This is a genomic window from Cuneatibacter caecimuris (assembly GCF_004216775.1).
In the GTDB taxonomy this organism is placed as follows: Bacteria; Bacillota; Clostridia; order Lachnospirales; family Lachnospiraceae; genus Cuneatibacter; species Cuneatibacter caecimuris.
Window position 1 is genome coordinate 471,181 of the sequence record NZ_SGXF01000001.1, and the last position, 24,961, is coordinate 496,141.

The 24,961-nt window shown below is 51.5% G+C and carries 21 protein-coding genes; 1 reads left to right on the forward strand and 20 read right to left on the reverse strand.

All coding sequences use genetic code 11. The annotated features are described in order from the left end of the window. Window positions 1–4 precede the first annotated feature (4 nt). From EV209_RS02260 to gpr, 19 genes are all read right to left on the reverse strand, one after another. On the reverse strand, window positions 5–976 hold the full coding sequence (locus tag EV209_RS02260; RefSeq protein WP_130432637.1) for an ABC transporter permease: 972 nt from the start codon (window positions 974–976) through the stop codon (window positions 5–7). 184 nt (window positions 977–1,160) lie between these two features. Then, on the reverse strand, window positions 1,161–3,227 hold the full coding sequence (locus EV209_RS02265; RefSeq protein WP_165388784.1) for an ABC transporter substrate-binding protein: 2,067 nt from the start codon (window positions 3,225–3,227) through the stop codon (window positions 1,161–1,163). Between the two features lie 243 nt (window positions 3,228–3,470). Next, window positions 3,471–3,692 (reverse strand): alpha/beta-type small acid-soluble spore protein, encoded by a 222-nt coding sequence (locus EV209_RS02270; RefSeq protein ID WP_130432641.1) that lies wholly within the window; start codon window positions 3,690–3,692, stop codon window positions 3,471–3,473. 95 nt (window positions 3,693–3,787) lie between these two features. Next, window positions 3,788–3,979, reverse strand: a complete 192-nt coding sequence (locus EV209_RS02275) for a PspC domain-containing protein (protein ID WP_130432643.1) — start codon at window positions 3,977–3,979, stop codon at window positions 3,788–3,790. A gap of 26 nt (window positions 3,980–4,005) precedes the next feature. Continuing rightward, window positions 4,006–4,785, reverse strand: a complete 780-nt coding sequence (locus EV209_RS02280; protein WP_130432645.1) for a DUF4097 family beta strand repeat-containing protein — start codon at window positions 4,783–4,785, stop codon at window positions 4,006–4,008. Further along, window positions 4,782–5,534, reverse strand: coding sequence for a DUF1700 domain-containing protein (locus EV209_RS02285; RefSeq protein WP_130432647.1), 753 nt, complete (start codon window positions 5,532–5,534; stop codon window positions 4,782–4,784). Before EV209_RS02285 ends, EV209_RS02280 begins: the two co-directional genes overlap by 4 nt. 2 nt (window positions 5,535–5,536) lie before the next feature. Next, the gene (locus EV209_RS02290; RefSeq protein WP_130432649.1) at window positions 5,537–5,851 is read right to left on the reverse strand and encodes a PadR family transcriptional regulator; all 315 of its coding nucleotides are present in this window, start codon (window positions 5,849–5,851) and stop codon (window positions 5,537–5,539) included. 97 nt (window positions 5,852–5,948) lie between these two features. Then, a complete protein-coding gene (locus EV209_RS02295; RefSeq protein ID WP_130432651.1) occupies window positions 5,949–6,671 on the reverse strand; it encodes an MBL fold metallo-hydrolase in 723 nt (240 codons plus the stop codon). Between the two features lie 3 nt (window positions 6,672–6,674). After that, window positions 6,675–10,448 (reverse strand): helicase-exonuclease AddAB subunit AddA, encoded by a 3,774-nt coding sequence (gene addA / locus EV209_RS02300; protein WP_165388785.1) that lies wholly within the window; start codon window positions 10,446–10,448, stop codon window positions 6,675–6,677. Beyond that, the gene (locus tag EV209_RS02305) at window positions 10,411–13,908 is read right to left on the reverse strand and encodes a PD-(D/E)XK nuclease family protein (protein WP_243647516.1); all 3,498 of its coding nucleotides are present in this window, start codon (window positions 13,906–13,908) and stop codon (window positions 10,411–10,413) included. Before EV209_RS02305 ends, addA begins: the two co-directional genes overlap by 38 nt. 148 nt (window positions 13,909–14,056) lie before the next feature. Next, on the reverse strand, window positions 14,057–14,521 hold the full coding sequence (locus EV209_RS02310; protein WP_130432657.1) for a hypothetical protein: 465 nt from the start codon (window positions 14,519–14,521) through the stop codon (window positions 14,057–14,059). Between the two features lie 136 nt (window positions 14,522–14,657). Then, window positions 14,658–16,052, reverse strand: coding sequence for a hydroxymethylglutaryl-CoA lyase-like TIM-barrel protein (locus tag EV209_RS02315; protein WP_130432659.1), 1,395 nt, complete (start codon window positions 16,050–16,052; stop codon window positions 14,658–14,660). 205 nt (window positions 16,053–16,257) lie between these two features. Next, window positions 16,258–16,929: a polysaccharide deacetylase family protein gene (locus tag EV209_RS02320; RefSeq protein ID WP_243647474.1), complete on the reverse strand. Its 672-nt coding sequence runs from the start codon at window positions 16,927–16,929 to the stop codon at window positions 16,258–16,260. Window positions 16,930–17,008: 79 nt separating this feature from the next. Next, window positions 17,009–17,971, reverse strand: a complete 963-nt coding sequence (locus EV209_RS02325; protein ID WP_130432661.1) for a D-2-hydroxyacid dehydrogenase — start codon at window positions 17,969–17,971, stop codon at window positions 17,009–17,011. Between the two features lie 10 nt (window positions 17,972–17,981). Beyond that, a complete protein-coding gene (locus EV209_RS02330) occupies window positions 17,982–18,419 on the reverse strand; it encodes an AbrB/MazE/SpoVT family DNA-binding domain-containing protein (RefSeq protein WP_130432663.1) in 438 nt (145 codons plus the stop codon). A gap of 83 nt (window positions 18,420–18,502) precedes the next feature. Next, window positions 18,503–19,663 carry a radical SAM family heme chaperone HemW gene (gene hemW / locus EV209_RS02335; RefSeq protein WP_130432665.1) on the reverse strand — a complete coding sequence of 387 codons (1,161 nt, stop codon included), beginning with the start codon at window positions 19,661–19,663 and terminating at the stop codon, window positions 18,503–18,505. After that, window positions 19,653–21,464 (reverse strand): translation elongation factor 4, encoded by a 1,812-nt coding sequence (gene lepA / locus EV209_RS02340; RefSeq protein WP_130432667.1) that lies wholly within the window; start codon window positions 21,462–21,464, stop codon window positions 19,653–19,655. The genes hemW and lepA overlap by 11 nt, the downstream gene beginning before the upstream one ends. A 57-nt stretch (window positions 21,465–21,521) precedes the next feature. After that, entirely contained in the window at window positions 21,522–22,685 is a 1,164-nt protein-coding gene (locus EV209_RS02345; protein WP_130432669.1) for a stage II sporulation protein P, read from the reverse strand. A gap of 87 nt (window positions 22,686–22,772) precedes the next feature. Then, complete coding sequence (gene gpr, locus EV209_RS02350) at window positions 22,773–23,711, reverse strand: GPR endopeptidase (RefSeq protein ID WP_130432671.1); 939 nt, start codon at window positions 23,709–23,711, stop codon at window positions 22,773–22,775. Between the two features lie 206 nt (window positions 23,712–23,917). Between gpr and rpsT the strand changes: the two genes are divergently transcribed. Continuing rightward, the gene (rpsT, locus tag EV209_RS02355; RefSeq protein WP_130432673.1) at window positions 23,918–24,181 is read left to right on the forward strand and encodes a 30S ribosomal protein S20; all 264 of its coding nucleotides are present in this window, start codon (window positions 23,918–23,920) and stop codon (window positions 24,179–24,181) included. Window positions 24,182–24,375: 194 nt separating this feature from the next. Here the strand turns inward: rpsT and EV209_RS02360 are convergent, their stop codons facing one another. Continuing rightward, window positions 24,376–24,960, reverse strand: coding sequence for a sugar O-acetyltransferase (locus EV209_RS02360; RefSeq protein WP_130432675.1), 585 nt, complete (start codon window positions 24,958–24,960; stop codon window positions 24,376–24,378). Between the last annotated feature and the right edge of the window lies 1 nt (window position 24,961).

Below are 24,961 nucleotides of genomic sequence, written 5' to 3' on the forward strand. Positions count from 1 at the left end.
TTCCTTAATTGTATCTGACGCGGGGATCCACCACAGCGTACAGAACATCAGATATCAATGTGCCCAGAATCGTCAGGACAGCCAGGAACATCATATAGGCCATCAAAAACGGAATATCATTGGTATGCACCGCGTCAATGGCTGCCTTACCGATGCCGTCAATGGAGAAAATACTCTCCGTAATGATCGCGCCGGAAAACAGTCCCGGAATGCTGCCGCCGATAAAGGTTACAATAGGGATCAAAGTGTTGCGGAATGCATGTTTATAAATAACTTTGTGTTCACTCAAACCTTTTGCACGGGCGGTGCGCACATAATCCGCGTTAAGCACTTCCAGCATATTGGTACGCACATAACGCAGCCAGCTTCCCACGCCCAGAATTACGAATACCACGATAGGCAGGATGAAATGCATGCCCATATCCGCAATATGAGCCAGGCCTGTAAAATTCTGTTTTGCCGTCACCATTCCGGACAAAGGCAGCCAGCCCAGGCCGATGGAGAAAACCCTCCGCAGCACAGCAGCGAAGAAAAATGAAGGCAGCGACAGGCCCGCAAGGGCGCAGAACACAATCGCATAGTCCGTTTTGGAGTATTGCTTCCGGGCAGCGATAATACCCAGAGGGATCGCGATGATCAGCTCAATGACGAACGCGATAGCAGACAGGGTAAAGGATACCCAAAGTTTACTGGAAAATAACACCTCTGTCACCGGCTTACGGTAAGTAAAAGATGTGCCGAAGTCGCCGTGAAGCGCGTCGCCCAGCCAGTTTACATAACCTTCCAAAATGCCGGTATTCAGGCCATAGGCTTCCTTCAGCGCTTCCTTCTGCTCGGATGTAATTTTGGGATTTCCGGCAGTCAGCTGATCCACGAAATCGCTGGGCATGATTCTCAGCATCCCGTAAATCAGAAAGGATACGCCCAACAGTACCAGTACACTGATGAGGATACGCCGAATAATGTACTGTCTCATACATTGTCCTCCTTATTCTTTCGTCCCGGCAGCGCCGGGCATTACAGCGTTTAGCTGCACTGCTTATCAGGTATCTGCATACTTGATAAGCAGTACAGCCAAAACAAACTTCATATCAGCGGAATGAGGCTGCCTTGCGGCAGCCTCATCGCCGGTATTCTCTGTCAGCCTGTTTTGCCGCAGATTAGTGATTCAGTTCAACCTTTTCCAGCTCATTCAGATAGCTATAGAATGTGGATGTCTCAGGAATACTGTCCATGTTTACAGCGTCGCTGTACAGGAGCATATCAGATCTCTGATATACAGGCATATAGGTAGCCCAGCTCATGATCATATCCAGCTCTTTAGCAACCAGCTCTTTTCTCTTTTCCAGATCCAGAGTATTTACAACTTCTTCCATCAGAGCGTCAATTTCAGGATCCTGTACCCAGGTTCTATTGGAACCGCCTGCCTTAGTATACTCGCTGCCAAAGATCTGGCGCAGGTCGCAGTCGGTGGAGTTGCCCCATGCCATTACCCACATATCCAGAGAATCTCCGTCCACAGCGTCAGACAGCAGATTGAAATCCATATCCTGGATATTCAGCACTGCGCCCAGCTTATCCATATCTTCCTTCATCTGAGTCAGAACAGGAGTGGAGGGATGTGTTGCTGCAGAACCGATACCTACATTGATGGTCAGCTGCTTGCCGTCCTTCATCAGCTTGCCGTCTACAGTTTCATAGCCAGCTTCCTTGAAGCATTCCACAGCCTTATCAGGATCATAGCCCCAGTATTCTTCTGCATCAGTAGGATACTCAGCCAGTACAGGACACATCGGGCGCTCGATCACATGAGCTACGTCGCCGTAGTAAGTCTTGATCGCCTGATTACGGGTCATCAGATGCATCAGGCCCTCGCGAACCTTCTGATCCGGAACATTCTTCGCGCTGATTGCGATATAGCCATAGCCTGCAAAAGGCACCAGACTGTAATTAGCGCCTAAAGCATCCAGCTCTTCTACGATCTCTTTAGAAGCGGAAGGATCAGTAATATCAATTTCTCCGTTCAGCACGGAATCCTTCTTCTGCTCTTCGTCAACTACCTGGAATTTCAGGTATTCCACCTTCGGGCAGCCGCCCCAGTAATTTTCATTTCTCTTAAAGGTTACTACGTTGTTCTCAAAGCTCTCAAAAATGAAGGGGCCGGAACCAATAGGAGTATCGTTCAGTTTCTTCACTCCGGACAGATCGCCCTTTACATAATCCTTACCATAGATGTGCTCAGGAACTACAGAATTCAGGCCCAGGTTTCTGGCAGCGCTGATATCAACGCCTTCAACCTTAACCACGCAAGTCAGGTCATCCACTCTGGTGATTCCGGAAATATCTTTTACATCAACGCCATCTTCCAGATTGCCCTTGATGAACTCATCCAGATACTGCTGGTTGAAGTATGCTGTAGCAGCATCCACATAGCCATCGCGGTAATTCTGGAATTCGCAGTCTACCAACATATCCAGCATAGCGTCCGCATCATTCTCAATACCTGTGGGATCAAAGCCCTCTCCCTTCAGATAATCTGCCCAAGTCATTCCTTCGCCATCCAGATCACCGGGCAGTTCACCGTCCCACCAGCCGTCCAGGTTGGACTCTTTCAGGAAAGCCTTGAACTTCGCCTCATCCTCAATGTCGGCAGCAGCCTTTTCGCCGGCCTCTTTTACCTTGCCTTCGTAGTCAGGCGTATCATAGAAATATTCATTCATGCCAACAATCTTTACAGCGTTGCGGAAGGTAGCGATGCCGTCATAAGTGGGATCGCAGTATACCTTATATGTAAAGATTACGTCATCAATGGTCATAGGCTCACCGTCGGAGAACTTAATGCCGTCCTTCAGCTTGATGGTGTAGTTTACATAGGTCTTGCCGTCCTCTTCCACCTCTTCCTGAGTAACCTCACCCAGGTTGGGAACCATCTCATTGTTCGCGTCCAGTTCACAGATGGACTCGATGGCAGCGCCGATAACATTAGCGTCGTAGTTGGAATTGTAGAAGAAAGGAGTGAACACTCCGTTCAGCTCTGTGGAGCCAACAACCAGGGTATCCCCTGCGCCTACCTTCTCGTCTCCTCCGGGAGCAGTTGTTGTGGGTTCATCCCCGCTGGGACCCGGAGCTGCTGTTGTGCCCTTGTCGTCGCTTCCACAGGCAGCCAGGGACAGAACCATAGCGCCGGAAAGGCCTAAAGCCAGCAATTTTTTCATGCTTTTTTTCATAATTTTCCTCCTTATTATGAATTCGTGCATTACCTATCGCAATGCGGTGTTTAAAGCATACCACAAAAATTTCACCATGTCAAAACTTTTTCTTTTGATCCTTTTTCCGGCACGCCAATTTTTTTACCAAAAACAACCAGAATTTATAAAAACTGCCCGGTTTTTCGGACAGTTTTTAATAAAATTTTTTCTTTTTTTGGTTAAAGTGACAAAAATCTCTTGTTTTCTTCCCGGGAAGTTTCCCTACTTTTCTACAGGTCCCTTATCCAGAGCCTTTTCCTGCAATTCCCTTTTCTTCCGGGTCATCAGGCCCCCGATCCTGCCGGATTCCTTGGCCGACAGACATCTCCACCCCCCAGCCACCACCTTATCGAATACGCCGATCTCCTGCGCGATTTCCAGCTTCAGCTGCTCCTGGGGAGTCAGGTTCCTCAGGTCTATAGGTTTGTTTTTCTTTTTCGGCATCCTCACCGCTCCTTTCAGAACTCAGTCTGAAAAAAGCATTCCCAATAATTTTCCATCTTATACCATTTCTTGCAGCAGATCTGCGTTCTGCAAAATTACTGATTTGGATTGGATGGAATAATAATTGCGGCGACAAAGTACGCCAGTATTCCGGTCCCGGTGCATCCGAACAGGGCCCAGACCAGCCTGATCAGGGTGGGGTCAATGTTAAAATATTCTGCAACCCCTCCGCACACGCCCAGCAGCATGGCGTTCTTTTTAGATCTGTACAATTTTCTTGGTTCCATATTTCCTTCTCCCTTCGTCTGATTATTTATTTTTCATCAAAAGAAATACTGATAGAGCCCATTCCGCACTCCGCTTTCAGCTCTTTGCTGCCCTTCTTCACTTTCTGCTTTTCTTCTTTCCCGAAACCGCCCCATTTCAGGGAGCCCAGCTCCACGCTGCCCATCCCGCACTCAATGCTGTAGCTGTAATCATCTTCTTTTCCATGGATTTCGCCTTCTATACTGCCCATTCCGCACTCCGCTTTCAGGCTTTTCTCCACATCAGCGCTGCCGAAACTGATTTTTCCCATTCCACAGCTCAGATCCACAATACGGCCGGTCAGACGATCTGCTTTCACCTCTCCGGCGCCGGCTTCCAGCTCAATCTCTCCTGCATTCAGTGTATCCAATTCCAGTTTTCCCATTCCTACGCTGATATCCGCAGAATCCAGGACTGTTCCCTTAGGCAGAGTGATGACTACAGTGCTCTCTTCCTCCAGAGGACCGACTCCAATCCAATCCATCCAATAGTAATCCGCATCTATCTTCCATATTCCATTCTTAACTTTGCTGGTAAAATTAGACGGGAGCCTGTTGCCGCGGATTGAGAAAGCATCTCCTTCTTCAATTTTCACGCTGCTAAGCCCCAGATCAAAGTCCAGGCTCCTTACATCCGTATAGGTCTCTTCAATATCAATTTCTCCGGAAAACCTGACTTCCCTGCTCTGCTTTATTCCTCCAAGGGCAATGCCTGTGACCATCAGAACGATTCCCGCAGCAGCAAAAATCAAAGCAATGATCCCAAAAACTTTCGTACTTTTTTTCATACTCCTGCACCTCTTCTCCTGTTTCTTCTAAATATAAAGCGGAACAGATTCCCAATGCCCTGGAAACAGAGAGGCAGCAGGCTGCCGAACACCAGCCTGCACAGCAGGATTCCTCCCAGCCCAAACGCCATTGCCAGAAAACCGCTTCCTACCAGGAGCAATCCCGCTCCTGGAGCCATAAAGGTCCTGACCGCGCCCACCGCCAGGGCGGCGATACCTCCTGCCAGGCAGCCAAAAGTCCCGGCCACAAGCCCGATGCCCAAGGCCAGAATACAGCAGACCAGGCCGATCAGCACTCCGATTACTCCGATCAGAAGACCTCCCCAGACAGGAAAAGAAAACACGGCCAGTATGATCAGAAGAGCCGTCATGCCAGTGCTTCTTCCGCCTGCAGATTCCTCTGTCCTGCCGCCCTCCCCGCTGTCCGCGCGGGAGGCGTTCTCTTGATATATTTTGTCAGCCTTTTCCATCTCTGTATAATGGCCTACCTGATTTCTGCGTTCCTCAAACCTGGCGTCCCGGTAACCCTGTTCGGTATACTCTCCAAAGTCCCCCGGTTCCTTTTGGTTCATCCGAATCACGCAGGCTACCTGTTCCGGGCTTCCCAGCTCTGAAATCACTTCCTCCTCACGTTCCGGTCCGGCCTCTTCAAAATAGTCCTCATAATACCGGAGCGCCTCATTCCGCTCTTCCTCCGGCAGATCGCCCAGCAGCCAGGCCAGCCGTTCCATATAACTCATTCTGTCCATACTCAGACCTCCGCGAACATACTAGATATTTTTTCACTGTACTGCCGCCATTCTGAAGCATATAGATGCAGCTGCGCATCGCCTCTGGGCGTCACTCTGTAATACCGCCTGTTCCTCCCATTGTATTCCTGGTCGTAAGTCTCCAGGCAGCCTTCTGACAACAGCCTGCGCAGCACCGGATAAAGTGTTGACTCCGATACCTCCAGGGCCCGCCGCACATCCTGCGTGATCTTATACCCATAAGAGCCATCTGCCGCCCTGGACACAGCTGCCAGTACCACCGCGTCCAGCAATGCTGTTCCTGTGTGAAATACCATGCCGCGTCCTCCTTCCTGTCTCCATGTTTTCTATTCATTGGCATAATATTATACGCCATATAATATTGTTTCTGTGTATATTATATGGCGTATAATATTATTTGTCAAGCACATTTATGACTTTTTCTTCCGGACTGTGAATTTTTTCTCTGTAGTCAGAGGAACACTCCATTTTTTTCAGGCGTTCCACTACGGAATAGTCATCCCAGCAGTGCATGGGGATCACGATTTCCGTATTCACATGTTTCATAAAGTAATCCATTCCCCAGTAAAACCGCTCTCCCTGCCGTGGGTCCAGCGAGACCATCGCCGCCTGAAAGGAATAACCGGAAAGCAAAGAAATCTCCTCCTGAAATCTTCCTGTCATATCCCTGTATTCTCCCTCCGTTTCCTCATCCTTCCAGGTCCACCAGTTCAGGTCCCCCGCATGATAAATCCACGTTCCCTCCATGCAGACCGCATATGCCACGACTGCGTCTGTAGACCGGAATGTGTCCACTTCCAGCCCTTCCAGGCTGTAATGCTGCCTGGAGCCTGCCCGGGTGATCCGGTCCAGCCAATCCGGTCCGATCCCGTACTGTTTCAGTTTTCCCGGAGACAGGCTGATGTCCTTTGACAGCACATACCTGACCCAGGGGTTCCCCTCCCCGATCCGGAAAATTTCCGGATTAAAGTGGTCATGATGAGCATGACTGGAAAAGATGTACAGCGGCTTTTCCTTCTCCAGCTGCGGCAGATCTCCCTTCCAGTAATCAAAGAGGCAGTTCAGCTCTTTTCCTTCCGCCAGAAATCCACTGTGTTCTATATAAGTTATTTTCATCTTTCATCCTTTCACCGCTTTTCCCAGGGAAAAGGAGTACAGGTATTTTTCCTTTACCTGCTGTCCTCTGGCCATGGAAAGCGCCTGGGCATAATAATCCAGCTGCGTCTGATACCTGCTGAGCAGAATTGATTCGCCTGATTTTAAAGGAACCCGGTCTGTTTTATAGTCTACGATCACCAGCCCGTCCTCTTCTTCCAGCCACACGTCGATCACACCCTGCACCATCACAAGGCCGTCCTCTGTTTGGGCTTCCGGGCTGATCTGGGCAGCAGGGACGCCGATCACAAACTGTTCTTCCCGGTGCAGCTTCCCTTGTTTTGCCGCAAGGACCATCCTTGCGCAGAGCGGGCTGTCCGCAAATTTCTGAATCTGCTCCGGGCTGACCATATTCCGTTCCTCCTCTGTGATGCTTCCGGTGCCCACAAGCCGTTCCAATTCCTCTCTGACCCAATCCGGATGTATCCGAACCTGCTCCAGATCCAGCAGTTCCAGCACATGATGCCAGGCTATTCCACGTCTGGCCGCGTGCTCCGCAGACGCGGCTTTTTCCCGCCGGCCGCTGCCTCTGTCCCCTTCCGTAATCCGCGGAATCAAAGAGAAAATTTCTTCTTGTTCCACGGCCTGTCGTTTCAGTTCAGAAACGGACATTGTAACCGGAATTTTCCCGGACTGTTCCCAGGAATACCGGCAGCCGAACTGGCTTTCTGCAGCCAAAACCAGTTCTCTGACACGTTCCGCCTCCTGCTGCCCTGCGGGCGCTCTTCCTTCCCTGAAATCCGCCGCCTTCTTTTCCCTGCGTTTCTGCTCTTCTGCCGCGATTCCCTGCATATCTGCAATCTCCAAATCAAAGGATGACGGATCTCCATATAGGGCTCCCCCGGCTTCTCCCGGCAGCTCCAGCCGTTCCAGCACGGGAGCAAAATCCCGGTGCCTGTAAAGGGCAGGAATCAGCCAGTCTAAATAACATCTGGCTCCTGCCAGTTCAGGATATGACAGCCGGATTCCCGACCGGTCTGTCCCTGCAGCCCGTTTCCTCATTTTATGGCCGGCATCTCTCTCCCCTCCGGTCAGAATCAGATATTCTTTCGCTCTGGTCAGCGCCACATACAAAACCCGCAGTTCCTCACCCAGACTTTCCGTCAGCAATTTTTTCTGAAATACCCGTTTTACCAGAGTAGTCCTGCGGGTTCTGAGCCGCCCGTCTATCAGATCCAGGCCAATGCCCAGATCCGGATGAAACACCACCCGCTGCCTGGCGTCCTGCTGGTTGAACTGCTTTCCCAGCCCTGCCGCAATCACCACCGGGAACTCCAGGCCTTTGCTTTTATGAATGCTCATCAGACGCACTGTATTCTCCTGGCCTTCCAGCACCGGCGCTTCTCCATAGTCAACCTCATATTTTTGCAGCCGCTCCACATAGCGGATGAAATGGAATACTCCCCTGTAACTGGTTTTTTCATAATTTTCTGCCCGGACTTCCAGCATTTCCAGATTCGCCCGCCTCCTGCTTCCCATGGGCATGGCAGATACAATCCGCTGGTAGCCCGTTTCTTCCAGCACCAGCTGCAGCAGTTCATGAAGAGGCAGGCAGGCCGCTTTTTCCCGGAATCTGTCCAGCAATACCAGAAACCCGGAAAGTTTTGATGAAAGTAAGTTCTCTTTTCCCTGCTCCGAATATAGTTTGACTGCTCCGTAAAATCCCATTCCCTGCCGTACATTCCTGTAATCTTCCGGCATAGAACGGAAATAAGCGCTGATTTCTGCCAGATCCGCTGAGCTGCAGCCCACAAAGGGCGCTTTCAGCACTGCGGCCAGTGGAATATCCTGCATGGGGTTATCGATCAGGCGCAGCAGGTTCAGAGCCATCTGCACCTCCGGCGCGTCAAAAAATCCCTGCTGTGATTCCGCGTATGCCGGGATTCCCTCTCCCCCCAGCACATCCACAAAGGTCTCGGCCCACCCTGACACAGTTCTGAGAAGCACTACGATATCTCCGTAACGTGCTCTTCTGTAGCGGCCTTCTTCTTTATCCCAGATCCACTTTCCGGTCTGCTCATCCGTCAATCTGAGAATTTCTTCTGCCACAAGTCTGGCTTCCCATTCCCGGATGTCACCTTCCTGTTCCGGATCAGAATCCCATTGTTCCTCTGCTTTTTCGCCGGTTCTATCTTGTTCTCTGGCGGGAGCATCCAACAGCCGCATTTCTACGCGGCAGTCTTCTTCTCCCTTTTCTTCCGGCAGCGTTTCAAACTGCGCGCCTGGATACAATGCCGCTTCTTCCGTATAGGCCACCCCTCCCAGCACCGGCTGCATCATCTGGTAAAAAAGAAAGTTTACCCCTTCCAGCACCTCTTTCCGGCTCCGGAAATTGCGGCGCAGCTCCACCTTTTGATAAAGGCTGTCTTCCTCGCTGTATCCTTCATATTTTTCCATAAACAGCTCCGGCCTGGCCAGACGGAATTTATAAATGCTTTGCTTTACATCCCCCACCATGAATACATTCGGCCTGCCCCGGCGCTCTCTGGATATACTGTTCAGCAGCGCCTCCTGAACCTGGTTGCTGTCCTGGTATTCATCAATCATGATTTCTTCAAAATAACGGCTGTACTCCTCAGCCGCCGGGGTAGGCAAATCCCCCTCATCTCTGTGATCCACCAGCACCTGAAGGGCCAGGTGTTCCAAATCGCTGAAATCCAGCAGGTTTTTTCTGCGCTTCCGGGCAATGTACTGCTCCGAAAAACCAGAGGTCAGCCGGCAGAGTTCCTGAACCGCTCCCGAACACCCGGCAAGCTGCTCAATCACCTCTTCGGCGGAAAGTGAAAAATATTTTTCCCTCAGGTCTTTATAACCTTTTCGAACAGAATCTCTCAGAGAAGAAACTGTTTCCGCCAGCTTCTCGTCAAAAATATCTGTTTTCTTTTTTCTGGGCTTTACCTCAAAAATCTTATTTTCCATGGCGCGCTGCAGCGTCTGGTAAGAATCCGGCAGGAGCAGTGCATTCAGCCGTTCCCGTTCCAGAGAAAATTTCTCCAGGTACAGCGCCGGACCATTCTCACCGCCGCAGATCTGCAGTATCCTGTCGTATACCTGAACATATCCTCTAAGCAGTTCTCTGGTATTCTCCAGGAGAAATTTTATCCAGGGCTCCTGCTCTAACCCCGCCGCGTCAGCCGCCTGATAGGCTTTCCCGCACCTCTCAATCCATTCCAGAGGCCATGGATAGCTCTGGGACAGCTCATAGAAATCCAGGATCAGGCTGCTCAGGGCGCCGTCCCCTTTTACGGAACTGTAACAGTCCGCAAATTCCTGAAATTCCTCTGCAGCTATTTCATACTGTTCTTCCAGATATTCCTCCAGAACATCAGCCTTCAGCAGGGCCAGTTCTCCTTCATCCGCCACGCGGAAAGAAGGATCCAGCCCGATTTCCTGAAAATGGTTCCGCAGCACGTACATACAAAAGCTGTCTATAGTGGTGATCTGAGCCGTATGTTCCGCCAGCAGCTTCTGGCGGGCCAGACGGCTGTCCTCCGGATGTTCAGCTGCCTTCTGTTCCAGCGCGGCAGCGATCCGTTCCCGCATTTCCGCGGCAGCAGCCTTTGTAAATGTCACCACCAGCAGGCGGTCAATGTCCACCGGATTCTTTTTATCACAGACCATAGAAAGGATGCGCTCCACCAGCACCGCAGTTTTTCCGCTTCCCGCCGCTGCCGCCACAAGGATATTCCGATTTCTGAGATCAATAATTTTCTGTTGTTCCCTGGTCCACTGCACCATCCCTGTCTCCTCCTTTCCGTTCCAGAATATTCCACAGTTCTTCCAGCCCGATAGCCGGAAGCTTCCTCGGCCTGCAGCCTTCCAGCTGCCGGTCAAAACCGCAGACCGCCCCGTAGGGGCAGTACTCGCAGGGCATGCGGCCCGCCAGCTCATAGGGGCTGGCGGGGATCTCCCCTGCAGCCATATGGCTTCCAAGCTCCTTTACTTTATCCACCGCATATCCTCTGAGAAGCTCCAGCTGTTTTCTCCCGGCAGCCCTGGAACGGGTGGAGGCCGTACCATCCTCTCTGCGTTCCAGCCGGCTGATCACTCTTGAATTTTTTCCTGGAGTATGATCCAGCATATCCAGCACCCGGGGATCGCTGTTAGCCAGCCCGTCCATCCGCAGCTCCTTCAGCACCGCCTCCCGCAGCTGCTTCTCATCCTCATGCCCTGTAGCCTCTATGACGGGATCTTGAATCCGGTAGTAGAATACGCCCGCAGGAACCACCTCTTTATCCGGATATTTCCGTTTCACCATCTCCACCGCAGCCTGCAGATAGACCATCAGCTGAAGCTGCAGGCCATGATAAATCCTCGCAGGCTCAAACCCGGTCATCCCTGATTTATAGTCAATAATCTTCACATAGATTCTGTCTCCGTCAAAAGCCAGGTCCACCCGGTCTATCCTGCCCTGCAGCTCCATGCGCATTCCCCCGTCCAGGACAAAAGACAGCCCCGGAAGCCTGTCCTCCGGCCGGAAGCTTAATTCACTGCCCCCGGGGATAAAACTGCCGCACTTTAACTGCTCCTGCAGCGCCCACACAGTTTCGTCCGCCACCCGCCTCAGGCGGCCTTCCAGGTAAGCGTTTCTGGCCGAGCTGCGCAGAATTGTATTTCCATACCGTTCCGCAACGGCGGAAACGCTCTGATCCACCAGAAATGTCCGCTGCTTTTCATCCAGCTCTTTCCAGTCCAATCCGGCCCTCCGCATATTTACAAAAAACTCTTCCAGGGAGGCATGGAATATATTGCCCAGATCCACCGCCTCCAGCTGGTACTGCATCCTCGGCAGCAGCTTCAGGCCCGCCTGCAGAAAATGGCTGTAGGGACATCCCGCAAACTGCTCCAGACTGGTAATGCTGCTCACCGGCACATCTCCATAGAGGCGCAGAACCACATTTGCCGGAAGGCTTTCCGGGCGGAAAACGCAGCTGGAAGCTCTCTGCAGCTGCTCTACAGCCTCTGCAAATTCCTTTTGCCCTGAAAACCACTGGTAAAGCGCTTTCCACTGGAGGGACGCATCCCCCCGCACGGCGTCGGAAAACCCCGCTGCCAGGTCGTCCAGACCATCTGCAGGCACTGTGAAACAGTTTTCTTGCCCTACGCTGTCCGGGATCGCAAAATTTTTCTTCAGTTGTTTCAGAAATCCTGCCTGCATGCTGCCTCTCCCTGCTCCGTCCGCCTGGCTGCAGGACAGAAAGAGATGCTCGGAAGGCCGTCCCAGCATCAGATACAGGTAAAATTGCTGCTGCAGGCTGCTCTCCCTTCCGGTGGGCGCCAGCTCCACCCCTTGTTCTTTCAGAAACTCACGCTCCAGATCAGAAAGCAGCCCTCCCCGCATTTCCCTGGGAGGCATGCAGCCTTCATTACAGCCCAGCACAAACAAGGCGCGGATTCCGCCCAGGCGGGTCCGCCGCAGATCCCCTACCACCAGCCTGTCCAGAGCAGCCGGAATCAGGCCCACCTGAATTTCAGAAAAACCAGCTTCCAGAATCTCGGAAAAAACCTGCAGCGTCATCCGCTCGTTCCCCATCAAGGTTTCAAACTGCCCAAACAGCTCCATCACCTTATCGTAACTTTGCGCGTATTCTTTCTCCCGCTCCAGATCTCCTTCCGCCTCCAGCTGCCGGCGCAGCGCTTCAATACGCTGTTCCGCTCCGGTTTCTTCTAAAAACCGGCGCAGCAAAAACAGCCTCTGGCTTACGGTCTGTTCTTTTTCTTCCTTCAGCGCACTGCATAGAGGAAAAATCAGTTCCACTGCCCTCTGCCGTGTGGCGTTTACCTGCTCTAATTCTTCCCGGGACAAGCGTTTTCCTCTGTAAGCCCATTCTTCCTGCCAGCGGCCTGCTCCCCGCACCCCTGTTTCCAGCACATAATTTTCCAGCAGGCTGATTTCTTCCACGTCCAGCCCGATTAATACATTTTTCAGCAGGCGAAACATGGAATCATAAGTAAAGTTCTGCTGAATTGCTTCCAGCAGGCATCGCAGCATATCCACCAGCGGGTGGCCCAAAAGACTTTTTTTCTGGTCTATAAAATATGGCAGGCCCGCCCTGCCAAAATAATGGACAATCGGCCCGGAATACCGGGACAAGTCTCCTGCAATCACAGCAATCTCTCTGTACCGGTACCCCTCGCTGCGCACCAGGCGCAAGATCTCCCTCAGCGCAAAGCGCACCTCCCCGTCCGCTCCCGGAGCAGAAGAAATACGGACAGCCTGGCAGCTGCCTTCATATCCTGCGCCCGGCATTCCCAGGCTCCTTCCCAGATAAAACAATTCAGGCGCTTTTTCGTAGCGCTTTGGCAGACCGCTCAGCCTGATCTCCCGATCCACCGGAATATCCTGGCGCATCGCCAGGTCCTCCAGCTTCCGCTTCATTTCCCGGCTCATGTAGAAAAGGCTGGATTCCGGCAAGGCCGGATCGATAGTCACGGACACCCGTACCTGAGCCGCCAGGCGCAGGAGGCTTTCCACCAGCTGATACTGCACTGGCGTAAATCCTGTGAATTCATCCAGGACTACAATGCTGTCCCGCAGAAATTCCGCCCTGTCGATGTGCCTGCACAGAACCTGAAGCAGTTCCTCCGCGGTTACGTAGTCTTTTTCCATGGCTTCCTGGAATGCCTGGAAAACCACGGACAGATCGCGAAATTTTGCCTGGAGCAGTTCTCCTGCCCCGGTCAGATCCACCTTGTCCGGTTCCACCCCGTACTGGCGGAATTCTGAAAGAACTGATTTCAGCTCTCCGATAAAACCGCTGCGGGACAGGGAACTGCCAAAAACAGCCAGATCTTTTTTTCGTCGGCCTGCCGATTTTCTCAGGATCATGGATTTTCCTGTATCATCCAGGATTTTGGGCGCTGCAATATTTAATTTTTCAAAGACCCGATAGGCCAGCCGGTTGAAGCTCAGCACTTCGATCTGCATCAGCGCATGGCGCGGGTGCAGATCCACCAGTGTATGCTGAATCTGTAAAGAGGCCTGCTCGGGCACGATTACGATATAATGCCGCCGGGGATGATCCAGGGATTCCCGGATCACGTCTGCGTATAGTTTATAGGATTTTCCGGAGCCGCAGCTTCCGGTGATAAATTGCAGTGACATTGTTCTGGGGCCGCCTCCTTTTTCTTTTGTGCCGGCACAACTTCTTTCGTTACTTTCTGCTCCGCAGTGACGGTCAATCCCGTTTCGCTCCATCTCCCTCACGGGCTTTCCCCCTATGAAAAAGCAGCAATAAATTTTTTCTTTTGTGCAAGCACAACGAAAAAATTTATTGCTGCTTTTTCGCACTGCTCATTGCTTTCATGAACAGTATACCACAAAAAGCTGTTTTTTTGCAATGGGCTTAGTCTGCGGCGAGGGTGGTGGTTTCCTGGACTTTGGCTTTGTTCAGGGCTGCGTCTATGGCTTTTAACAGGACCTGCGCCGTGTATTTCATATCGTCGGAATAGGTTACGCCTTCCAGTGTCTGTTTCTGCACAATCTGCGTATTCAGACTGGATAGTGCTGTGGGCATTAGTGGATACATTGCGGACACTGCTTCGTCCAGATTGACAAATCCTACAGAGTTAATATGATCCGCATCTACTGATACCTGAACGTCCAGGGTCTGGTTTCCCAGTTTTATGGAAGAGGTATATACACCTGCTATGTATTTGGAAGCATTTTCCGCAGGCTGGTCTTTATCCTTTCCTTTCCCCAGGAACATCCATACCAGCAGCAGGATCAGCAGAATGCCCAGCACCACGAATACTGCCGTATAAATCAGCTCCTTCATTTTAAATACCATGATTTTTGTTTTCCCGCTCATAACCCGCTCCTTTTCACACTTTGTATATCCTATGCAGGCTTTCCCCCCCTTATGCTTGCTGAAAATACCTATTATGTGAAAAATCAGACAGTCAGAGAGAAATACGGCAAAGAGGCGGCATCTCTCAATTCAAATTTTACAGGTCTATTCCCAGTTCCCTGCAATTTTCCTGGATTACTTCTACCAGCTCATCGTCAGAAATCACAGTCACCCGGCCGTCTTCGTATTCCTGATCCACCCATTCCTTCACCTTTCCTACCAGAGGGTTGCTCTTGTCCAGCTTCTGCTCCTCCGGAAGCCTGTAATAGGTGTTGATCCAGTGGGCGATTCCGGCCAGGCCGGAGGTATTGGAAACCGCCACGAGCACGGGACGGTTCAGGAATTTTGAGGTATCAAAAATATTATATATCTCTTCATTTTTCAGCAGGCCGTCCGCATGGATGCCCGCCCGCGTCACGTTGAAATTTTTCCCTACAAAGGGAGTCCGCTCAGGAATATGCTCTCCCAGCTCTTTTTCGTAATATTCCGCCAGTTCCGTGATCACCGTGGTATCCATTCCGTCCAGACTTCCCCGGAGCTGAGCATATTCGAAAGCCATGGCTTCCAGCGGAGTATTGCCAGTGCGTTCTCCGATGCCGAACAGGGAACAGTTCACGCCGCTGCAGCCATAGAGCCATGCTGTTGTAGAATTGCTGACTGCTTTATAAAAGTCATTGTGCCCATGCCATTCCAGCTGCTCCGAAGGCACGCCCGCATGAGTGGTCAGGCCATAAATAATGCCCTGTACGGAGCGGGGATTTACAGCGCCGGAAAAGTTCACTCCATAGCCCATGGTATCGCATGCCCGGACTTTAATGGGAATCTTGTACTGGTCCTGCAGGCGCATCAGCTCCACACAGAAAGGAATGACAAAGCCGAAAATATCAGAGCGGGTGATGTCTTCCAGATGGCACCTGGGACTGATCCCGTATTCCAGGCATTCCCGTATCACATGTAAATAATGAAACATCGCCTGCTGGCGCGTCATTTTCATTTTATAAAAAATATGGTAATCAGAACAGGATACCAGAATCCCGGTTTCTTTCAGGCCGATATCTTTAACCAGCTGAAAATCTTTGTTGCTGGCTCTGATCCAGCTGGTCACCTCGGGAAACTCATAGCCTCTCTCCAGGCATTGATAAACAGCGTCCCGGTCTTTCTTTGTATACAGAAAGAATTCGCTCTGGCGGATAATTCCATTTGGACCGCCCAGCCGGTGCAGATAATCATAAATCGTCACAATCTGTTCCGTGGTATAAGGCGCTCTGGACTGCTGCCCGTCACGAAATGTGGTATCTGTAATCCAGATTTTGTCCGGCATATTGTGGGGTACCACCCGGTTATTAAACGCAATTTTGGGAATTTCATCATAAGGGAACAGATTTCTGTATGTATTGGGGCTCTCCACGTCCACCAAATGGTAAATATGTTCTTCCAGCTCCAGCAGATTGGTGTGTTGATTCTTTATAATCGGACGATTATCATTAGCCATTTGCGTTCCTCCTGTTTTATCACATTAGAACTTTCCAACGCGAAAGTAACTTCTATTGTAGCTTCTTTCTCCATCTGCGTCAAGCTGTTCCGAAATTTTCGCTGTTTTCCTGTTTATATTTTATATGCACGAAAATATTTTCTGTTTTATTCACAGTTATTGATATTATTTTCTTTTTCCAGTCTGTCAGTCAGTTCGCTGGCGGTCAATCTACCAGCAGTTCATCCACAGTGACAAACCGATATCCCCTGGCCTGCAGCGCGTCAATTACCTGAAAAGCAGCTTCTACTGATGTATCATAGACGTCATGCAAAAGAATAATCTGATTGTTCTTCACGTTCATCAGGATATGATTCACCACTGTGGCGGTGTTCTGTACCTTCCAGTCCAGCGGGTCCACATCCCACAAGACTTCTGTCATATCCAGCCTGTCTGTCAAATGATTGTTCCAGCAGCCAAAAGGCGGCCGGATATATTCCATGCGCTCACCGGTCAGGTCCTCCAGCAGCGTGTTGGTCTTTACCACCTCTTCCATGGCCCCTGTAACGCTGCATTTGCTCAGCTGCACATGGCTGTATGTATGGTTGCCAATTAAATGGCCTTCTTCCGCCATACGCTGTACCAGCTCCGGATATTTTTCCGCGCTTTTGCCAATCAGAAAAAAAGTGGCCTTGACTCCTCTTTCCTTCAGGCCGTCCAAAAGCCTGGAAGTGTAGGCCGGGTGGGGGCCGTCGTCAAAGGTCAGGGCCACTGTCAGTTCTTCACTGTCTGTTTCTGCAGAAGCAGGGCGTTCTCTTCCCTGCCAGAAATAAAATACCGCTGTCAGCAGAACAACTGCCGCCGCGCTCAATGCCAGCCACCTGTTCAGCCTCTCCATGCCGCATCCCTCCTCCATTTTCCTGTGGGGATGCCGCCGCATCTCCTGCCATTAGCCTATGCAGGGGCAGGCGCTTATATCACTGTTTTACGGCCCTGTAGCCGGTGCTGCGGTCTACCAGGCTGCGCATGGGCCGCCCTTCCAGGAAGGCCGCCAGATTTTCCGCAGCGATCCCCACAATCCGTTCATGGGTCTCCTGTAAATGATACAGCCCGGAAATATGCGGAGTGATCACCACATTAGGAGCTTTCCAGAGGCGGTGTCCAGGCGGGAGAGGCTCCGGATCTGTCACATCCAGGCCTGCTCCGGCAATCCTTCCCTGCTCCAGCGCGTCACAGAGCGCCTCTGTATCCACAGCCGTTCCACGGCCAACATTGATCAGCACCGCGCTCTTCTTCATACAGGCCAGACGATTTGTGTCCATCAGCCGGTAAGTCTCTTTTGTCCCGGGCAGGCTCAGCGCTACCACATCAGCCCGCTTCAGGCAGTCTTCCAGACCGTCCATCTGCCGCAGTTCATCGACGTAATCCGGCTTCTCTGCCTTTGTCCGGCGTATCCCGATCACATAGCTGCCCAAAGCTTTCATTCTGGACGCAAATTCGCTGCCAATATCTCCCAGCCCGATGACCAGCGTGACGGACCCGAATATAGAAGTCACCTTCCCCTCGTCCTTCCAGCATTCCGCCAACTGATTTTGGTGATACAAATAGAGTTTTTTCTTCAGTTCCAGCACCATACCCAGCATGTGCTCTGAAATCGCCAGCCCGTATGCTCCGGTAGCATTGGTGAGCAGGGTTCCTTCCGGCAGGACGCCGGGTTCCAGATAGCCGTCTGTTCCTGCGCTGTTCAGCTGCATCCAGCGCAGCCTGTCCGTTCCCGCGATCTTCTGCGGTTTCACATTGCCTATAATAATATCCACGCTTTGTGCCAGCTCTTCCGTCACCTGGGCAGACGGGCAGAAAATAAACTCAGCTTTTTGCGCTGCTTCCTTCAGAAGGGCCTTATGCCGCTCCTCTACAGGCATCGCAACTAGAATTCTCATACTTGCCTCCCTACAGCAAATAGCTGTTCAGGTCCCTCCGCCTTTTTGCACGGTTTTCTTCCTCACGCTTAAGGGCAGCTTCCTGATCCTCTTTTTCTTTCTGTTTCCTGGCTGCTTCTCTGGCAGCCGCCGCTATGTTAAGCTGTTCTTCCGTTTCCTGAGCTTCGCTGCTCTTTGGCACAGTCTTTACAGCTGTTTTCGGCCCCGCCTTTTCTGTCTGTCTTTTCTTTTTCACAGCGCGGTCCGGCTCCGCCGCCTGCATGGCTCCGCCCTGCAGTGTGGAAAGGCCTCCCGGTTCACCCGGATTCCTGTCCGCATTCACCATACGCACGCTGCCGTCATCCATTTCCACAAAGATAATCTTCGCCCCGGTATCCAGACCCAGATAATTCCGGATCCTTTTTGGAACTGTTACCTGCCCTTTGGTGGTCACTGTTGCAATTTCCATGGCTTCCTCCTCCGTTGTTTTTACTTCCTTACTTTTCTTACTACATACTATATTAGCTCAGACCGGCCGGAAATGCAAGCCTTCTACAAGAGAAATTCACACATCACCTGATTGCTCAGATCTATGCCCTGTTCCGTCAGACGCAGGCGCCTTCCGCGCACTTCCAGTAATCCCATCTGCACAAAACGTCTTTCCACTCCTCCGTACACTTCACCGAAGGGCCGCTTGAAGCGTTCTTCAAACTCCTTCCTGTCTATTCCTTCCGAAAGCCGCAGCCCCAGAAAGCAGAATTCTTCCATCAGGGATTTTTCCGTCAGCTCTTCGGTTACTGTTCTCACCAGGGCGAGATTTTCAGAATTTTTCAGGTACGCTTCCCAGTCTGCAGTATTTGAAAAACGCCGCCCCTCAAAACAGGAAGAAGCCCCCAGTCCAAAGCCCAGGTAAGGAATTCCTGTCCAATAGCAGAGGTTATGAAGGCATTCTTTTCCCGGCAGCGCATAGTTTGAAATTTCATATCGCCGGTAGCCTGCTTCCCCCAGCAGCTGTGCGGTACGGCGGTACATCTTCCGATCCTCTTCCTCTCCGGGCAGCAGCAGTTCCCCGCTGCTTCCGGGTCCGTACATTTTGTAAAAAGGCGTTCCCTCTTCCACAATCAGACTATAAGCGGAAATGTGTTCCGGCTTCAGAGCCGCCGTTTCCTCCAGCGTCTCTTCCCAGCTGCCGCAGGTCTGTCCCGGCAGAGCGGATATCAGGTCCACATTGATATTGTCAAATCCTGCTTCCCGGGCCAGATAAAAGCTCTCAAAAAAATCTTCCCTGGTATGGATTCTGCCCAGCAGCCTCAGCTCGTCATTTTTCATGGACTGAAGCCCCAGGCTGAGCCTGTTGACTCCTGCAGCCCGGTACCGGGACAGTTTCTCCGCTGTCAGTGTCCCGGGGTTGGCCTCCATGGTGATCTCCGCATCTTCCGCTACATGAAACGCTTGGCGCAGGGATTCAAGAATCTTTCCGATCTGTTCTCCCGGCAGAACAGAGGGGGTCCCTCCGCCGAAGAACACAGTCTTCGCCCGGTACGGACCCCCTTCTTTCCTGCCGCTGGCAGCAATTTCCTGTAAAAGCGCTGTCAGATATTCCGTTCTTTCCTGTTCTCCCGCAGGGCCTGACAAGAAATCACAGTAAGCACATTTTCTGATGCAAAATGGGATATGAATATAAATTCCGATATCTGTTTTTTTATTTGTCATCTAATTTCAGTACGCTCATAAAGGCTTTCTGCGGGATCTCCACATTTCCCACCTGGCGCATCCGCTTCTTGCCTTCTTTTTGTTTCTCCAACAGTTTCCGTTTCCGGCTGATATCGCCGCCATAACATTTCGCAAGCACGTCTTTGCGCAGGGCCTTGACCGTCTCCCTGGCAATGATCTTGCTGCCGATTGCCGCCTGAATGGGAATTTCAAACAGCTGGCGGGGAATTTCTTCCTTCAGCTTTTCACACATCTTCCTGCCCCGTTCATAGGCGCTGTCCGCAAATACGATGAAGGACAGTGCATCCACCTCTTCCCGGTTCACCAGGATATCCAGTTTCACAAGCTCAGATCTCACATAGCCTTTCATCTCATAATCAAAGGAAGCATAGCCTTTGGAACGGGACTTCAGGGCGTCAAAAAAATCATAGATAATCTCATTCAGGGGAAGCTCATACTTCAGCAGCGCCCTTGTGGTTTCCATATATTCCATTCCCAGGTATACGCCGCGCCGTTCCTGGCAGAGGTCCATGATGGGCCCGATAAACTCTGTGGTGACCATGATTTCAGCAGAGACAAAGGGTTCTTCCATATACTCAATGACGGAAGGGTCGGGCATATTAGAGGGGTTAGTCAGCTCCACCATAGAGCCGTCCGTTTTATACACATAATAAACTACGCCAGGCGCAGTGGTCACCAGATCCAGATTATATTCCCGCTCCAGACGTTCCTGTATGATTTCCAGATGGAGAAGCCCCAGGAATCCGCACCGGAAACCAAACCCCAGCGCTACGGAAGTCTCCGGCTCATACTGCAGGGACGCGTCGTTGAGCTGCAGCTTTTCCAGAGCATCCCGCAGGTCTCCGTATTTTGAACCGTCCGCCGGATACAGGCCGCAGTATACCATGGGCTGAACCTTCTTATAGCCTGGCAGCGCCTCCCCCGCCGGATTCCCGGCATCCGTCACCGTATCGCCCACCTGGGTATCCTTTACATTCTTAATGCTGGCTGTAATATAGCCCACCATTCCGGCGCTCAGTTCGTCACAGGGTATAAATTGTCCCGCGCCGAAATACCCTACTTCCACCGTATCATATTCAGCCCCGCTGGCCATCATCCTGATCCTGGTCCCCCTGCGCACCGTTCCTTCTTTTATGCGGCAGAACACAATCACGCCCCGGTACGCGTCATACACAGAATCAAAAATCAGCGCCTGCAGCGGAGCCTCCGGGTCCCCTGAAGGAGATGGAATTTTCTCCACAATCTGTTCCAGCACTTCTTCAATATTCACTCCGTTTTTGGCAGAAATCAAAGGAGCGTCCTGAGCCTCAATCCCGATCACATCTTCAATCTCACTTTTCACCCTCTCCGGGTCAGCGCTGGGCAGGTCTATTTTATTGATGACCGGAAAAACGTCCAGATCATGATCCAGAGCCATGTATACATTCGCCAGAGTCTGCGCCTCGATTCCCTGGGCGGCGTCCACCACCAGGACCGCTCCGTCGCAGGCCGCAAGGCTCCTGGATACCTCATAGTTAAAGTCCACATGTCCCGGAGTGTCGATCAGATTGAAAATATATTCCTCTCCGTCCCTGGCCGTATAGATCACTCGGACAGCCTGGGATTTGATGGTGATGCCGCGCTCCCGCTCCAAATCCATGTTGTCCAGGATCTGATCCTGCATTTCTCTGCTGGTAAGAGTGCCTGTTTTTTCTATAATTCGATCCGCCAGCGTTGACTTTCCATGGTCAATGTGGGCGATGATACAAAAATTCCGAATTTTCTTCTGGTCAGCTGCCATGGTACTTCCTCCTTGTCTGGCGCCATTGTACCAGAAATCAGGAATTTCCACAAGGGTTTATTTTCCCACAACCTGGTCGATAATTCTGGCCAGAGGTTCCGCAGCATTCATGGCTTCTTCCACTGTATTCGTCTGCGCGCCCACTTCAATGAGCGCGGACACCGGCCCCAGATGCTGGTTATACCGCATGGGCCTGGCGTAAATAAATCTGGGCCAATCCTCCTTTACCGCACGGGCTTCCAGCATCAGTTGGAAGGAGAAAGCCAGGTTCTGTTCCCGGTAGGGATGAATCAGGTCGGGGATATCCCCGCTCTCATTGCGGCATAATCCGTTAAAAAACATCAGCCGGGCAGTCTGTTTTCCGTCCACCTCCGTCACCAGGCGCAGGTCCTCCCGCACACCGTCCCGGTGCAGGTCGATGACCAGCTCTATGGATGGATATTCCGCCAGTATTTTCTGCAGTTCAGGAAGGGCTTTGCTGTAAGCCGGGTCCCGGTCCAGTTTCCCGTCTGTCATATCGTATATTCCTGTATGGTGAAGTACGTTGTATCCATATGTATCATGAAGAATGGAGGCCAGCTTATCCCCCACTCCCACAATGGTCTGGGAAGTATCTCCCGGAACCGAATCTGCAAAAGCTTCCTGGGAATGGGTGTGATAAATCAGAATTTGAGGCTGTGAGCCGCTGCCTTTTATCCTCAGATCTTTTTTCAGAAATACTTCCGGATTGATTACAGAACTGTCTATGGGAATGCCGCTCTGAACTACATACAGCTGAGGCAGAACATAGTTCAGATCCATAGCCTTATCCAGGCTGATCCCGCACCCGGCCAAAGCCTGCTCCATGCGCAGGTTAATTCCTGTCTGCGAAGAAATGATAGAAGGCAGTCCTGAAGCCGCTGCATCCGTTGGCGTTTCTGACGGCTGCGGGGCAGGATTTTCCTGTGTAGGCACAGGACTGCTCTCCGGCGGAGCAGCGCTCTGGCTTTCTGACTGCGTCTCAGAAGGTTCCGGAATTGTGGGCGGGCTCTGTTCCCGGGCCTGTACGAACAATTCTTCTTCCTGGTGCATGGCAGCAAGTTCCCTGTATTCTTCATATGCCGGGTCCTTTGGATTTTCCACTTCTTGGGCGCTTCCCGGAGCTATGATCCCAAAAACCGGCAGCCAGAACTGCAGCAGAAGGACCGCCAGGCCCTTTTCCATTTTCTTCAGCCACTTCACAATACCGCTCTCCTCTCCATAACCTGTATAGACATGATTATGAATGAGCGCATAAAAATATGACAGCCTGGCCGCATTTTCTCTGTCCTATCCCGCCGCCCCCAGCACGGCCCGGTTAATTCCTTCAGCCAGAAGTTCTGACAGTTCCCCAACAAGCACGTCCATATCCTTCGGCATGACAAACATAGCGCTTAAGCGGGGTTCCAAAAGTTCCCGCACCAGCCGGTACTTCTCCGCAGGCGCAAATTCCCGTATATTTTTCCCCAGCTGCCTGGTAGATTTGTTCTGCTCCAGCATCTGCGTCAGAGCATCCAATGTATCACAGGCAATGGTTGCTGTGCCCACCACAGTCGGCACGCCCACGGCAATCACCGGCACGCCCATGCTTCCTTGGGTGATGCCGTCCCGGTGGTTGCCCACTCCGGAACCCGGATGGATTCCCGTATCGCTGAGCTGTATCGTTGTTCCCAGCCTGCTGGCGCTTCGCGCTGCCAGCGCGTCAATTACAATCAGCGCGTCCGGCTGTACTTCCCGGATCACACCGCGGATCATCTCAGCGGATTCCATGCCGGTCTGGCCCATCACCCCCGGCACCATGCCGCAAAGCGCCGTGCCTGCATCTGATTCTGCCAGATGTCTGGTAATCCACAGGTGCTGGATCGTTCTGGGGCCAAGGGCGTCTGCAGTCAGCCCCTGATTGCCAAGGCCCACAGCCAGCACATTTTTACACCCTGAAGGAAGCAGCTCCCTGACGTACTCTGCCAGAATCTTTCCGCAGCGTTCTGCATGAACAGAATCCCCATCAGAAAAATATGGAGATTCCAGTGTCAGGTAAGTGCCGATGGGTTTCTGCATGGCTTGGGAACCTTCCCTCGTTTCGATCACCACTCTGGTCACCTTCATTTTCGTGTCGCGCAGTACTTCTTCCTCCAGCACTACGCCGGGAATCTCACCGCCGTCTCCCGGGAAGCTTTCTTTTACTTCTACCGCCAGGTCAGTATATGTTTCATATTGCTGCTGTTCCATGGATACGCTCCTTTCTCTTAATCAGTATTTTTCCCAATTTTCTTCGTATTATGTATTGACAATGCTGAAAGAATAGACTATGATAACAAGGTATGTTTACATGAACGCCCGTGTCTCGTTTATGTAAAGGCTTTTTTGCAGGCGGAAGCTCTCTCCTTCCGGTTGCGTTTGAATAATCTACTAATATTATTTGGAGGTGTACCACATTGGCTAACATTAAGTCTGCTAAGAAGAGAGTTTTAGTAATCGCTACCAAAACTGCAAGAAACAAGTCCATCAAGTCTGCTGTTAAGACTGCTGTTAAGAAGGTTGACGCTGCTGTTGCTGCCGGAGATAAGGCTGCCGCACAGACCGCGCTGGCGAACGCAATTTCCACAATGGATAAGGCTGCATCCAAGGGCGTATATCATAAGAATACAGCATCCCGCAAGATCAGCCGCATGACCAAGGCTGTGAACGCACTGGCATAAATATTGACTATATAGCTTGAGTAAAGCCGCACATCATGAAATGTGCGGCTTTTTGTTGTCCGGAAACTGCGTTCCCTATGCAACAAAACCCTCCGGGGAATCACACTGCGGCGTAAGGAATCACGTCGCTAAAGCGACACGCCGCAGGCGGGGAATCCCGCGAGCGAGATTCTTTTTCATATATTTCAATATTCTCAGCAATTATCCCGGATCACCCGGCAGGGATTCCCAAAAGCTATTTTGTCGGAAGGAATATCCTTCGTCACCACGCTTCCGGCCCCGATCACCACATTATCCCCAATGGTAACGCCGGGGAGAATCACCGCCCCTCCGCCAATCCATACATTCCTGCCAATCATCACCGGAGCCGTCCTGGTCCGGCAGAATTCAAAGCTTTCATCTCCACCCCCTCCGCCGAAACGGTCCGCAGCGTTTGTGGGATGGAACGCTGTATAAATCTGCACATTCGGCGCAATCAACGCATGGTCTCCAATCACAATTTTATTGTCATCCAGAAATGTACAGTTCATATTCACTTCGCAGTGATTTCCAAAAAAGATATTGTTTCCGTAATCCGCGTAAAACGGCGGTGTAATCCACAAATTTCTGCCTCTTCCGCCCAAAAGTTCATCCAGGATCCTGTCTTTCTTTTCCAGATCCTCCGATTCCGTCATATTATATTCTCTGATCAGGTCTTTCGCCCTGTGCCACCGGGCAAGCAGCTCCCGGTCGCCGCAGTCATATAATTCTCCGGCCAGCATTTTTTCTCTCTCTGTCACC